Below are 13783 nucleotides of genomic sequence, written 5' to 3' on the forward strand. Positions count from 1 at the left end.
ACGACTTAAACAGAAACGTGATATCCGATCGTTCGGACTTTGTATCAGCGGCGTAGATGCCGCCGGCATCTCAGCCAGTCTTCAACTGGCGACGCTGCCGCTTCACAGCATCCATGATGGTTCGGCTGTATATCTGATGCGTGAGACTAGGGTGTTGAGCCCCTGACGAGGAGGGGGCCACACCCAGCGACGCCGCAGGTGTGAACGTCACCTCACCGAAATATACCCCGTCAGACCCATTATAAAGGTCGACCCGAACATATTCGAACGACGCCGATAAAGCTTGGGCGGCAGATACCATGGCCTTGATGCGTTCAGGCGCGGCTTTGGTGTATGTTTCTGCCGTGACAAGGCCGTCCTGATCATCCATGGGCTCGGATCCGGGAACGCGGAACATCCGGCTCCAGCGCGCGCCGAAGCGGTCATGATCGACCTGATATACCAAGGGCCGTCCGTATACGCAGTGAAATTTGTAGTCGTCCGGTAGCAGGCCGGTATCAGTCGGCACCAATGCCTCGACAATGATCTTTTTTGGCAGCTGCCAATATTGCATCTCGCGCAGGTTGAGAGAATAATCGACTATTGCCATCTGATACAGATGCTGCAAATCAGTGGCTGATCCGACGTCACGCATGAACACTGTAGCTCCACTGGCATGCGTTGGTTTGGCAATCGTGTTTGTCCCGGCAAAGGGCTGAATAAGAGCATACAGTTGAGCGACCGAACGAACGTCTTCCATTGGAATGACAAGCAAGGTTTCGGGTATGCGTAAGTCGGGAAACAAGCGCTTGGCCTGTAGCTTGGCCGTCTCCTTATCAACAAAAGTGCGTTCGAACGCAGACCATTTGGGATCGATCATCCGGTTGAAGATGAGGTCGTTGACCGTCGCGGCGGCATCATCGGTGGGCAGCGGATAACGCCCAAACATTCTTTCGAAGGACGCAGCGGCGTACAGGTAGTTGCTGGTGCGCGTCATGGACGGAATACTCGGCGACGGCGCCGATCGCGTGACGGCGTTCTCGCCGGTTTCGGCAGATGATGGCGTTTCGTTCAACCGCGATCCCTTCAGCAAGCTTGAGTAATTTCATTCTCCGAAAGATGGCCGACCATGTTGCAGTCTTACGGAAGCGTGCGCGTCTGGTTACGCGTGCTCAGAAGCTTCGCCGGCACTGGCCTTACAGTTCGCGGTCCAATTTGAGCGATCTCAAATGCGATTGCGCCTCGTCTCTGACCGAGCGCAGCGGATGCTGGACAAAGGATCCTTCGGGACTAAGACCGAGGTCTGCTTTGTATTTCCAATAGCGAAGACGATCCGACTGTTCTGTCGTCAGTTTTGTCAAATGCGGATAATTGGCGTTACCGTCAAAAATCGACCCGATCGACTTCTGATTCTCGTCGGGGCAGGGCGGGTCGAGTTGCAGAAACGCATAGAGCGCACGTGCAACTGCCGCCGGGTCGGCTACCAGGTCTTCGTATCGAAGAACCATGACAGAATGTAGATATGGCAAATCGACTGCCAAGCGTTCATGAGCATGAAGCCAATGGTCGATTATCTGGGCGGGTAGCATATCGCTCCATTTTGCCATCGCTGCCGAGACTGCCTGCGGGTGACGGAGTACCATGACGAATTGTGCGAGCGGGAATAGCTGCTGGTACAAGCGGGCACGCGTCAGATTGACCGGAGACTTTTCTACTCGCCATGACCGGGTCGTGTCGAACCACGGCGCCCAATCCGCCTCCAGCCGAAGCCGCGTGTGGAGCGTGTCGTAGCGGCACCCTTCGACGAGATGCTCGGCCGGGTCTGTCGCGAAATGCAACGGCCAGCCGTGCTGCGCGGTATGCGGGATGGCGCCCTGTAGATAGACGCCCTCATTCTCGGGGACCGGAGAACCGGAGATCGCCGCTACCTCGGGGTGAAGTGACAATATACGCGCGACCAGGGACGTGCCCGAACGGTGAAGCCCGCCGACAAAGACATACCGATGCCGGATCATCGGCCACCATAGCAGAGGCTGAGCAAATCCAGATTCATTGTCGCAGGGGCAACTTTCGCGGCAAAAAAGCCTTAACTCATCGGCCAGATGGGGTGACCGATGAACGTAATGCATATCGCGCTGGGTGGTTGCCTTAAAGCACCGCCGGTGCACTATGGCATTACCGAGGACACCGGAGGACATATCGCCTATGTTCTTGGCGCAGCCTTGGCTCAAGCGGACGATCAAAACGTCGAGACGGTCCAGATCGTCACCCGCTGGTTCGATGACGATCGCCTCGGCAGTGACTATCGGCGCCCGTTTGAAGCGATTACCGATCGGGTGTCGATCGTGCGGCTGGCGTCCGGTGACAGACGTTATCTCGAAAAGGCCGGCCTGACAGCCGAATTGCCACTGTTTATCGTGGCGTTGCTCGCGCACATCGAGGCGCAGACGACTAAACCCGACATCATCCATGCGCATTTCGCCGATGCTGCGACTGCGGCGATGGCGGTCCGTGCGCGCTTTGACATTCCCTTTTTCTATACGCCGCATTCGCTCGGTATCGACAAGGGCCAGAATGGCGGTGCCGTCGAGGCACTTGGCAACCGGATCGCGCAGGAGCGTGCCGCTATCGCGGCAGCGGACGGGATTATCGTCTCGTCACGCGACGAGGCTGAGCGTCAGATCGTCGCCTACGGCGTCCACGACGCAATTACCCGTGTTCACCGCGTCGTTCCCGGCGTCAACGCGCTGCCGGAGCAGATCGACACCTCCCGGGCTCTTGCCCTGATTGCACCCTTTCTGCGCAATCCCGGAAAGCCGATGATCTTGGCCGTCGCGCGACCGGTGGCAAAAAAGAACCTCGGTGCGCTGGTCGATGCCTTCGCCGCGCGGCCCGCGTTGAGCGAGATAGCGAACTTAGTTGTGCTGGCGGGCCTGCGCCAGTCGCCAGGCTGCGGGACCGACGAGCAGCAAGGCGTAATCCGCGATTTGCTGGAGGCGATCGACCGGCACGATCTCTATGGTCGTGTCGCCGTCCCGCGCCGTCATGAACCCCAGGATGTCGCGGGCTTATACCGCCTCGCTGCCAGGGGCGGCGGCCTGTTCGCCAATCCGGCGTTGCACGAGCCGTTCGGGCTGACGTTGATCGAGGCGGCCAAGGCCGGCTTGCCGGTTGTCGCGACGCGCAACGGTGGGCCGGGCGATATCCTTGGCATGATTGGCCATGGTTTGCTGATCGATCCGCGCGATCCGCTTGCCATCGCCGATGCCTGTTACAGCGTGCTGACCGACACGTGCCTGCGCGACCGGCTGGTCGCAGCCGCACGTGCCAACGTCGGGCAATTCGATTGGGCCGCCTATGCGCGTCGGTCGCTCAAGCTGTACGGTGCCGCCGCACGCCCGACGGTCACTGCGCCGATCGCTTCGACCGGTCGGATGGTTATTTGTGATATCGACAACACGCTGACCGGCTGCGCCAGCTCGGCGCTGCGCTTCGGAGACTGGGCGGGGCAGCGCGACTTGCCGTTCATCGTCGCGACCGGACGATCGCTGCCGGAGGCGCGTGCTGTGATGGACGATTGGGCGCTGCCTGAGCCGGACGCCTATATCACCTCTGTCGGTACCGAAGTCTTCATTCGCGACGACGACGGCCGTCTGATCTCTTGGGAGGCTTTCGGCGACTTGATGGATGCGGACTGGTGCCCGCACACCGTGGCTCGAACGATCGCCGGGCTTGCCATCTCGATGCAGCCGCCAGTCGACCAGCGACGCCATAAGCTCAGCTATTTTGGCTCACGCAGCGACGCCGATGCGATCGCCGGCGTGTTAGCCGAGGAGGGCGTTGCGGCGCGAGTAGTCCATTCGCACGGACGCTTGATCGACGTACTGCCTGCCGGCGCCGGCAAGGCGATGGCAATCGAGGCGCTGGCAGCTCGCATGGGTCTCGGCCTGTCGGACTGTATCGCTGCAGGCGACAGCGGCAACGATATCGACATGCTTGGTCGCTGCGGCAGTGCCATTCTGGTCGCCAATGCCGCGGAAGATCTCGACGTTCTCGTGGCTCGCCCGGGGCTGTTCAGGAGCTTCGGTCGGCATGCCGACGGGGTGATCGAGGGCCTGCGCCATTTTGGCGTCGCGCCCGCCGCCGGTGCGGCGCGATGACGACAGGTCGGCCGATCGGCTATTTCGTTCATCACCAGGGACGTGGCCACGCGGAACGCTGTGCGGCGATCGTCAACGCCCTGCCGAGGGACCGGCCCGTCAGGATTTTTTGCGCCCAGGCCGATATCTTTCCAGCGCTGCCGGCCAACGCCACGATCACCGCCATCCCTTCGCTATTCGAGCCCGACGGCAGCGAAGCCCCCGCGATGAGCCTGGTCGCGACCCCGGAGACGCTGCACTGTGCGCCGCTCGGCTGGCCCGGCATCCGTCGGGCGATGGCGACGCTCACTGGCTTCTTTGCGGCGGAAAACCCGGTGTTGATGATCTGCGACGTTTCCGCTGAAATCGCTCAGCTGGCGCGCATCTGCAGTGTCCCTCACATCAAGATCCTGCAGCATGGCAATCGCGGCGATGCCGGCCATCAGGCTGCCTATGACGGCGCAGTCGGACTGATCGCACCCTATGCCGAAGCACTGGCGCAGCCTGAATGGTCGGCCGTGATGCGGGCCCGGACCTGCTTCGCCGGTGGGCTGGGCGTCGACCTGCGGGTTGCCGAGCGCGAGGTGGCGCGGCAGCGGATCGGCGTCGCCAGCGGTGAGCAATTGTTCGTCGTGCTATCGGGTGGCGGCGGCACCGGCTTTGCGCAGGCGCCGATCGCGGTCGGCGCGCGCGCCTTCTGCGATGCCCGCTGGATCACGATCGGTCAGATCGCGCCCGACTGGCACGCGACTGAATCCGGCAACGTCGAGCATCGGGGTTGGGTCGATAACGCCGCCGACTATATCGCCGCCGCCGACCTTGTCGTCGCGTCGACCGGTAACACCACGTGCCAGCAGATACTTGCCGCTGCCCGGCCGTGGCTTGCGGTCCCCGAATGGCGGTATTTCGATGAGCAGGTGCGCAAGGCCGATGCGCTCGCCGCCGCCGGGGTTGCAGTCATGCGGCGGGACTTGCCGTCATCTGCCGACGATTGGCGCACGTCGATCGCGGAGGCGTTCGCGACGCACGACCCGCAGCGGCAGCGGTCGATGATCGCCGACGAGCCAGCACGTGAGACCGCGGCGTGGCTGGAAACGTTGATCGCGCGCTTATGGTCGCCTGCGGCCACACCTGGTGAAAGGGTCCACCTTGACTGACGTCTCTGTCATGACGATCGCGCGGGGCCGCGCAGAGCACGTCGCCAATCTCGTTCGCGGACTTGCGCAGCAGAGCGAATTGCCGCGCGAGCTGATTATCGGCGTGATGCAGCCCGAGCTCTATACCGATCTGCCGGCCACGCCGTTCGCGATCCGACAGATATGCATTCCTGGAAACGAACTGCCGCTGGCGGCGGCACGCAACGCCGTCGCGCGTGCCGCGACCGGCGAGGTCCTCGTTTTTCTCGATGCAGACTGCATCCCTGCGCCATCATTATGCCAGGACTATGCTGCCGCCACCGCCGGCTTCGACGGCTTGCTGATGGGCGAGGTCCTGTATCTTCCGGGCGGGGCAGCAGCACCCGGCTGGTGCTTCGAACAGTTCGAAAGTGTCGCGGTTCGCCACTCCGACCGACGCGCCCCGCCGCGGGAGGGGATCGAGCGGTGTGGCGACTATCGCTGCTTCTGGTCGCTCAACTTCGCGATGCGCCGTTCGCGCTTTCTCGCCACGGGCGGCTTCGACGAGCGCTTCGTCGGCTATGGTGGCGAGGACACGGACTTTGGAAAGTCGCTCGACAGTGCCGGCATCGCGATCGCCTGGATGCACGGTGCTCGAGTCTATCACCAATACCATCCGCATCACATGCCGCCGCTCCATCATATCGACAGCGTCGTCCGCAATGCGCAGTTGTTCGAAGCCAAATGGGGCTATCGCACGATGGAACACTGGCTGCGGGCCTTTCGCATGATGGGACTGATTGCCGAGGGGGCGGACGGTATCCAGATCGTGCGGCGGCCCGATGCCGACGATCTGTCGCTGACCGGCCAGCAGAGCCACCAGCCCTATGCCAATACCGCGTCGATCATCCGCCTTCTGGAGGCGCGGGCGGCGGCGTCGCAGACCGGTACGCCCTCGTTCGCAGCATGAGGATCGCGCTGCTCGGGCACATCCGTCATCCGATCGCCCAACCGTTCATGGGCGGTATGGAGGCGCATAGCTGGATGCTTGCGGATGGACTGCGGGCGCGCGGTCACGATGTCACGCTTTTCGCCTCGGGCGACAGCGACCCGCGCTTCGAGATTTCGCCGATCGTCGACGAACATTACGATCGGACGTTTCCATGGCACGATTTTCACGGCACCGATGCTTTGAACGGTCACCTCGATGCGGCGTTCGCGGCGACATGCGATCGCTTGGTACGAAGCGATTTCGACGTCGTTCATAACAATAGCCTGCACCGTTTCCCGGTGCGGCTGGCGCAGGCTTCGGCCGTTGCGATGGTTACGACGCTGCACGTCCCGCCGTTCATCGGCCTGGCGCGCGCGGTACGCGAAACAGCGGTACCGTCGAGCCTCTTCACAGTGCCGTCGACAAGCCAACTGAGGGCATGGTGGCCTGATGGTGCCCCTGCCGAGGCCGTCGTCGTGCCGAACGGGATCGATATCGGACATTGGCGCTACAGTTCCGACCACGACGGCGGCGCGATTTGGTTCGGACGGATCACCCCGAACAAGGGGACGCACCTGGCTGCTGCAGCGGCGACGATCGCCGAAATGCCGCTGACGATCTACGGAACGATCGAGCACCGCGACTATTTCGAGACCGAGGTTCGGCCACTGCTTACCGACAGGATCAAGTATGGCGGCCATCTCGACGGCCCGGACCTCGCCGAGCGCGTCCGCCGTTCTGCGGTACTACTGTTCACGCCGCTGTGGGACGAGCCGTTCGGTCTTGCTGCGGTCGAAGCGATGGCCTGCGGCGTGCCAGTCGCCTCGCTCGATAGCGGGGCGGCGCGCGAAGTAATCGGCGATGCGGGATGCTTCGCCGATAGCCCTGACGCCGAGAGCCTGGCAGCAGCGCTACGTCGGGCGATGGCAGTTCCCCGTCGGATACCGCGAGCGCGCGTCGAGCGTTTGTTTACGCTCGACCGGATGATCGACCGATATGAGGAATTATACGGTCAGGTTCGGCGGTCTATCGCGGTCCGGGCGGCCCATTCGACTTCGGGCAACCGAGCCTTCGGAGGTCAAATTTCGAGCCAAGCAGGTCGTAGTTCGATATCCGAAACGTCAACTCTATTGCGTTCGGTTTCGAGCACTCTGTAACTGTACGAACATTAGTCTCTAGGTCCGATAAACTGCAGGGACAGCTTGAATGTTGCCGACTGTGCCTGGTCTGCCTCGCCAAATTCCAGGTTCATGAGCGAAAACTGGTAGGTGCTCACCAGCTTGGCGCCGCCGCCGATACATCGTCACGGTGGACTCGCTGGCTACTCTCGAGCCCGGACGTGATGTTGCCTCAAGGTAACTTGACGGGTTCGGTGATCAGCACGCTCTGCGGCTTTCCAATCGGCATCAGCGAGCCGGCGAGGATGACGAGCGGCTCCCGGGACGGATTGGACGGGTGGAGCACCAACGTCTCGTTCTCGAGCGCAGAGTCGCCAGGCCCCAGCGTCACTGGGTTCGGCCCGGCCCTGACCTCGGTCGCCGGTCCCATGCTGCCATCGGGCAGGGCCCGGCGCACCACCGCGCTGCCACCAAGGACCTGGAGCGAGAGATGTCCGGACAGCACGTAGATGACCTGCATGCCGGAATGCACTTCGCCCGGGATAGTCGCGCCGGGAGCGAAGACCACACGGCGGAGCGAAAGCTCGAGGCCGGGTGCCGCGACCGGTTGTCCGGACCCGAGCACTGTCCGGCTAACGCCTTTGACGCCGGCATCCTGGGCGAAACCAGGCGATCCGAGCGCCAGAAGCGCAAGAGATCCCGCGAAGGTCGTTATCTTCATCATGCGACTGTCCTTGCTGCTGTTCGGCGACGACGGATCGGTGCGGGCTGGACGCCCAATCGTGTAAAATGGCTTTGCTAGGAGTAGATGCATAGACATGCTGTCAAGTAGGTCAGGGTCTGCATCGTTTGCCAATTGCGATGACGATCTTTTGACCATCGTTCAACGCCTGGTAGCGTCCGGCCGCCGCGGGCCCGGCAACGGCGCAGCCCATTTACGTATTCAACGGTCCGCGGCACCGGCCAGACATGCACCGATGCGGCGGCCGCTATCGCGACCGCGGAAATCGACCGTTATCTCACCGGACTGCGCCTCGCCCGAAAAGCTGAAGTCATAGCCGTTCCCGTCGTAGGTACCGGAGCCGTCGACGCGGAGCGCAGGATAGCGGCTGTCATTGCACTCGCCGGCTGCCGTGATCTTACCGCCTGCCATCGCATAACGTGAAAAGCGGCACTGGACGGCCTTGCCGGCGAGCAGGAACTTCTGCGGATCAATCAGGTCCGACGCCGAATGGCACGCCCGATAGCTCGGCGGGGACGGCAGCATGCCTTGCGCCTGGTCAGCGAGAAGCGAGGAGCCGTTCACCTCGTCGACAACGTAGACGACGGTATGCTCCCATAGCCCCGGCAACGGCACAGGCGCAGATGCCGCCGCCAACAGCACTGGCAACAGGACGACGAGCAGGGGGATGCGTCGCATGGTGCTGCTAACGCGCGAACCGACGACATTGCCCGCCGCAGAAGTATCGGTCTTTGCCGGGGTGTCACGATTTCGTGCTGAACAGCCGATCGAGCGGAAGTTCGTGCTTCACGAACGGTACCCGCAACACGATGCGGCTCGAGAACCTGACGATGCCGAGTTCGGCTGCGAGCAGTGCATCCATGACGGTCTGAAAGTGATCGACGCTGCGGGTGACGATCTTGAGCAGGAAGTCATATCCGCCGCTGACGTTGTAGCACTCCATTATCTCGGGAAACATTTCCGCGGCCTCCTCGAAGCGCCGCATGTCCTTTCGCCGATGATGGCTGACCGTGATCTCGGTGAAGACGACGAGCAGATCGCCCAGCATGGCCATCGCCAGATGCGCACCGAAGCCCTGAATGACCCCGATCTTCTGCAGCCGCTTGACGCGCGTAAGGCAGGGGCTGGGGCTTAATCCCACAAGCTCCGACAGCTCGACATTGGAGCAGCGCCCGAGCCGCTGGAGTTGCGACAGGATCCTGAAGTCCATACGATCCAGTTCAAGCCCCGAGCGCATGCGCCTCTCCGCCCCTGTTCAGCCAGCCGATGCCGCCTCGGCCAGTGCCTCGTCGAGACCTTGTACCACCATCGCGACCTGCTCGCTGGTCAGCACCAGCGGCGGGCGGATCTTGAGGACGTTATGGCCATTGGCACAGGCGCTGAGCAGGATGCCCTTGTCGCGCAGCAGGTTGACGACGCGACTGGTCGTCTCGCGGTCGGCTCGACGCGTCAGGCGGTCGGAGACGAGCTCGACGCCGACGAACATGCCGATGCCCCGGACGTCGCCGATCGCCTCGTGCCGCCCGGCCAGCGCCGCGATGCCGCCGCGTAATTCGGCGCCGATCTTTGCGGCATGGGCGATCAGGTCTTCCTGCTCGATCGTGTCGAGCACGGCGACCGCGGCGGCGCACGATACGGTGTTGCCGGCGAAGGTGTTGAAGTAGCGCGAGTCCGCGCCGAAGCGGGCGACGGCATCCTGCGTCACCATCAGTCCGGCGATCGGCTGGCCGTTACCCATCGGCTTGCCCATGGTCACGACGTCGGGGCTGAGGCCGTGGCGCTGGAAGCCCCACATATGGTCCCCGGTCCGGCCAAAGCCCGGCTGCACCTCGTCGGCGACGAACAGCCCGCCCGCCTGCCGGATGGCTGCAACTGCGCCCTTCAGGAACCCGGCTGGGCCCGGCAGCACGCCGTCGCTGGTGAACACCGTGTCGACGATCAGCATCGCCGGCTTGATGCCGTGCCGCTTGAGATCGGCGATTGCTGCCTCGACGTCGCAGGTGAAGCGGTCGCCGAGATCGACGCCATCGGCATGATAGGCCCGCGGTGCGGGCACGACCCGGACGTGCGAGCCGAGATCGACGCTCATGCCGAGCGATGGCGAGAATTGCGAAACCGCGTCGGTGAAGCCGTGGTAGGCGGTCTCGGTGACGATGATGCCGGTGCCGCCGGTTCGCACCTTGGCCATCCGATAGGCGAGATCGTTGGCCTCGCTGCCGGTGCAGGTCAGCATCAGATGCGCCAGATCGGTGCCGGCGACGGTCGCGAGCAGCCGCTCGGCCAGCTCCAGGATCGTCTCGTGCAGGTAGCGGGTATTCGTCGCCAGCGTCGCGACCTGCCGACAGATCGCCTCGACCACCCGTGGGTGGCAATGACCAAGCGAGGTGACGTTGTTGTAGATGTCGAGGTAGCGGCGGCCATCGCCGTCGATCAGCCAGGCGCCCTCGCCACGCACGATATGCAGCGGCCGCTCGTACATCAGCCGGTAGGCCGGCCCGAGCAGCCGGTTGCGACGGTCGATCGTCGCTGCGGTCTCGGCACCGACATCCGCCCGTCCGGGAATATAGGCATTGACCATGTTGAGATCGATCGTGCCGCTCATCCTTGGTCTCCGCTTCGCACGCCGGCCAGCAGGCGGTCGCGTGCGTCTTGTGGGGTTAGCTCGGCAATCAGGCGCAGCGCGGCCCACGAAGCCGGGTTGTGGCGCATGATATAAGCATGGTTCTCGGGATAGCGGCGCGACCGCCATTCGGAGATCAGCACGGTGATCAGGTGGCGCGTCGTCATCAGCTCGGCGACGATGTCCTGCTCCTCGGGCAACAGCGGCAGGACCGCGTGATAGGCACCGACGAAATCGGCGGCCGCGGCGAGCGGGTCGGCTGCGTCGGTCATCTGGTAGGCGGCGCCGGTCGCGACTTCGCTCACCAGCGGCGCGTGGACCATGTCGCCGAAATCGATGATCCCGGTAACCTGCTCGTGATCGTCGGCGGCGACCAGCACGTTGTACAGGTGAAAGTCGTTGTGGATGGCCTGGGCGCGCAGGCCCCCGAGGCGCGGCAGCAGCTTGTTGATGAACCGGTCCATGAAGTGCTGGACGATGCTGCGCTCGGCTTCGCCGACGATCCCATCGACCAGATGGACCAGCCGGTCGGCCCGCGCGATGTTCCACAACAGGTCGTGCGACGCCGCGGGATGGACGAAATCGCGCAGCGCAAGGTCGAGCCTGGCGAGAGCGGCGCCGAGCTGGACCCGCTGCGCCCGGCTGCACGCCGTGCCCTTGGCCTGCACGCCGTCCAGATAGGTCAGCAGGCGAACGGCGCAGCGCCGGCCATCCGCCAGAACGACATGATCGCCGCTCGTGCCGGCCAGCGTCGACAGGATCCGCGGCACCGGCCGGGCCGGGTCGACCCTGGCGATATGATCGAGGCAGGCAGTCTGGAGGTCGACCACCTCGTCCGCATCGGACGGATTGCTGATCTTGAGCAGATAGTTGCGGTCGTCCTCTCCGGTAAGGCGAAAATTCTCGTCACGCTCGCTGGTCAGCAACTCGGCCTTGGTGCGGATGCCGTACAAGCGGACCGCGAGCTGCTCTGCGTCCGCGGGCGACAGGTCGGGCACGCTCGACGCAAGTTGGGCGCCGTTCACAGGCCCAGCAGAGCCGGCAGCTGGCGGATGTCGGTCAATCGATTGACGCCATATTCCGTCGACGTCGGCTCGTGCCCCCGATCGATGAAAGCCTTCGCCATGAAGCCGAGGTCGTCGGCGGTCATCAGGTCGTAGCGGAAGCTGGACGAGCAATGCATCATCCGGTCGGGGCTGGAGCCGAGACGATCGAACATGTGTTCGAACGCCTGCATGCGCGGCTTGTAGGCTTGCGCCTCCTCGGCGGTGCAGACCGCGTGGAACGGCGCACGGAGGTGCGTGACGCTCGCCGGGATGAGATCGACCATCGAGTTCGACAGGATTACCAGCGGGTAATGGGGCGCGATCGCCTCCAGCACTTCGACGACGCCTGGATGGGGCTGCCACGTCGGCACCGCGGCATAGAGCGCCTCGCCGTCGCTTTCGCGGTACTCGACGTCATGCGCCGCGCAGGCCCGGCGAATAGCGTTCGTCACGACGTCGAGGAACGGCTTCCAGGCGCCCAGAACTTCGTCAAGGCGATAGGCCCGGAAGCTGTCGAGGAACGGCGTCATTCGCTGCGCATCGACGCGATCGGAAAACACTCGCTTCGCCGTCGGCCCCATCTGGAAATCGATAAGTGTGCCGTAGCAATCGAAGCTGATGAAGTCCGGCCGGAAGTTCATTGATCGCCCCGTCTCGCGTCGTTTCGTGCAGTATTTTTCTACCGCGCCACGAAATCGGGAAACGCCGTTGTGGCCGCCGAGCCAAGCAGATCGAGCTTATGATGTCGGCTCGAACGGCAGAACGCGAACGCGACACGCGTTGGAAATCTGCGTTCGCGTGACGCCGCGTTTCGTCACAGTCATTGCTACCAGGCACACATCGCTGCATCGCGGCGGATGCTTACTTTCCGCCGCTACCAGTGTTCGGTGTCTCTCGTGAGGTCTGCTGGCAGGACACCAGCAACCCCTGAAGCCAGCTCGGTTGATACGGCTAGGGAAGACGAAGTCGTCCAGCGCGCCACGCGTCATTACAGCCACGCGAGCAGGCTTGTTCAAACATGATCAGGGCCGCGCTGATACCGATCATCGTGAGAGTGGCGAGCGACGCGCTCGCGCCCGAAACACTGGATGTCCGCTTTGTGGTTCAGTCGTACCTGCTGACGGCAGCTTTCTGCCAACCCAGATCGCTCCGATCGCCTGGGTGAATCAGATCAGCTTGGGGGCTGACCGGCTGCTGCGTTTCCGCAGAGTGCTGCCGACCAGGCCGAAGCCCGCCAGCATCATCGCCCAACTGGCGGGCTCCGGAACAGCGCCAGACGCAGGGTCCAACGTGAGAGCGACATTATCGATCGCTGCGGAGTAATCCGTGCTCGGATCAAGATTTCGGAAAACTATCACGGTTGCCAAGTCAGCAGCGACGAAGGTGCTCGTGCAGCGCTGCCAGGTCAGGGTGAGGCCCGGTGCTGCGTTCGTGCATGAAAAGTCGGTTCCACCAGAGCCAAACTCTACCCCCACAGTAGTTGAGGTTCCGAATAGAGGTCCGGTCACGTTACCAACGTAGAAACTCAGCTCGTACCTCGCACCTGGATTGGTGGCGACCGACTGCTGCACTCCGGTCGGGGAATTGCTTACGAATCCCGCTAGATCCAACCAGGTGTTGCCGGCAAAAGCGGGGAAGGTATAGCCGGGATTGCCTGAAAAATCAGACCGGACTTGCGACACCGACTCAAAGGCAGGACCAACGATTTCCCAGCCAGCGAGGGTCGACGAGCCGACCGCATGATTGAGATACTCTGTTGCCAATACAGGACTTTCGAAACTCCCATTCGTTACGAGGTTCGCAGCATTAGCTCCGACAGGGACGGCAGCGGCAGCTATCATGAACGCAAAAGCGTACCTGTGCATCGTCGACTCCTCTTCTGCCTCAAATCTGCAACAGGAAATCTACTATTTCAGTTGCGATTCGTAACAGGCTCCCGGCATTTAATCATGCGTATTCATCGGTATCCGCGCATCATATCAAAATAGTCGCGCCCGCTATTTCGAGATGATCCCGCTCGCACCGTCACCTTC

At 62.8% G+C, this 13783-nt stretch carries 13 protein-coding genes; 4 read left to right on the forward strand and 9 right to left on the reverse strand.

Annotated elements, in window-relative coordinates:
- Nucleotides 1-70 precede the first annotated feature (70 nt).
- Together ACOFKW_RS10880 and ACOFKW_RS10885 are read right to left on the reverse strand one after the other, a co-directional pair.
- Nucleotides 71-1054 (reverse strand): ATP-grasp fold amidoligase family protein, encoded by a 984-nt coding sequence (locus ACOFKW_RS10880; RefSeq protein ID WP_419814174.1) that lies wholly within the window; start codon nt 1052-1054, stop codon nt 71-73.
- Nucleotides 1055-1175: 121 nt separating this feature from the next.
- Entirely contained in the window at nt 1176-1994 is an 819-nt protein-coding gene (locus ACOFKW_RS10885; RefSeq protein WP_419814175.1) for a sulfotransferase family protein, read from the reverse strand.
- A 99-nt stretch (nt 1995-2093) separates the two neighbouring features.
- On the opposite strand from ACOFKW_RS10885, the gene ACOFKW_RS10890 reads away from it, so the two are divergent.
- Genes ACOFKW_RS10890 through ACOFKW_RS10905 form a run of 4 tightly spaced genes read left to right on the forward strand, consistent with a single transcriptional unit; the run spans nt 2094 to nt 7381 of the window.
- The gene (locus ACOFKW_RS10890) at nt 2094-4139 is read left to right on the forward strand and encodes an HAD-IIB family hydrolase (protein ID WP_419814176.1); all 2046 of its coding nucleotides are present in this window, start codon (nt 2094-2096) and stop codon (nt 4137-4139) included.
- On the forward strand, nt 4136-5275 hold the full coding sequence (locus ACOFKW_RS10895; RefSeq protein ID WP_419814177.1) for a glycosyltransferase: 1140 nt from the start codon (nt 4136-4138) through the stop codon (nt 5273-5275). Before ACOFKW_RS10890 ends, ACOFKW_RS10895 begins: the two co-directional genes overlap by 4 nt.
- A gap of 10 nt (nt 5276-5285) precedes the next feature.
- On the forward strand, nt 5286-6203 hold the full coding sequence (locus ACOFKW_RS10900) for a galactosyltransferase-related protein (RefSeq protein WP_419814178.1): 918 nt from the start codon (nt 5286-5288) through the stop codon (nt 6201-6203).
- On the forward strand, nt 6200-7381 hold the full coding sequence (locus tag ACOFKW_RS10905; protein ID WP_419814179.1) for a glycosyltransferase: 1182 nt from the start codon (nt 6200-6202) through the stop codon (nt 7379-7381). The genes ACOFKW_RS10900 and ACOFKW_RS10905 overlap by 4 nt, the downstream gene beginning before the upstream one ends.
- A 193-nt stretch (nt 7382-7574) precedes the next feature.
- On the opposite strand, the gene ACOFKW_RS10910 is transcribed toward ACOFKW_RS10905, so the two are convergent.
- The 7 genes from ACOFKW_RS10910 to ACOFKW_RS10940 all read right to left on the reverse strand — a co-directional run bounded on the left by ACOFKW_RS10910 (nt 7575) and on the right by ACOFKW_RS10940 (nt 13615).
- Nucleotides 7575-8066 carry a hypothetical protein gene (locus tag ACOFKW_RS10910; protein ID WP_419814180.1) on the reverse strand — a complete coding sequence of 164 codons (492 nt, stop codon included), beginning with the start codon at nt 8064-8066 and terminating at the stop codon, nt 7575-7577.
- 219 nt (nt 8067-8285) lie between these two features.
- A complete protein-coding gene (locus ACOFKW_RS10915) occupies nt 8286-8762 on the reverse strand; it encodes a DUF3617 domain-containing protein (RefSeq protein ID WP_419814181.1) in 477 nt (158 codons plus the stop codon).
- A 64-nt stretch (nt 8763-8826) separates the two neighbouring features.
- Entirely contained in the window at nt 8827-9321 is a 495-nt protein-coding gene (locus tag ACOFKW_RS10920) for an Lrp/AsnC family transcriptional regulator (protein WP_419814182.1), read from the reverse strand.
- Between the two features lie 18 nt (nt 9322-9339).
- Nucleotides 9340-10686: an aspartate aminotransferase family protein gene (locus tag ACOFKW_RS10925; protein WP_419814183.1), complete on the reverse strand. Its 1347-nt coding sequence runs from the start codon at nt 10684-10686 to the stop codon at nt 9340-9342.
- The gene (locus ACOFKW_RS10930) at nt 10683-11729 is read right to left on the reverse strand and encodes a phosphotransferase (RefSeq protein WP_419814184.1); all 1047 of its coding nucleotides are present in this window, start codon (nt 11727-11729) and stop codon (nt 10683-10685) included. The genes ACOFKW_RS10925 and ACOFKW_RS10930 overlap by 4 nt, the downstream gene beginning before the upstream one ends.
- On the reverse strand, nt 11726-12391 hold the full coding sequence (locus ACOFKW_RS10935; protein WP_419814185.1) for a haloacid dehalogenase type II: 666 nt from the start codon (nt 12389-12391) through the stop codon (nt 11726-11728). The genes ACOFKW_RS10930 and ACOFKW_RS10935 overlap by 4 nt, the downstream gene beginning before the upstream one ends.
- A 525-nt stretch (nt 12392-12916) precedes the next feature.
- Nucleotides 12917-13615 (reverse strand): PEPxxWA-CTERM sorting domain-containing protein, encoded by a 699-nt coding sequence (locus ACOFKW_RS10940; protein ID WP_419814186.1) that lies wholly within the window; start codon nt 13613-13615, stop codon nt 12917-12919.
- Between the last annotated feature and the right edge of the window lie 168 nt (nt 13616-13783).

It is taken from the genome of Glacieibacterium sp. (assembly GCF_965200405.1).
In the GTDB taxonomy this organism is placed as follows: domain Bacteria; phylum Pseudomonadota; class Alphaproteobacteria; order Sphingomonadales; family Sphingomonadaceae; genus Glacieibacterium.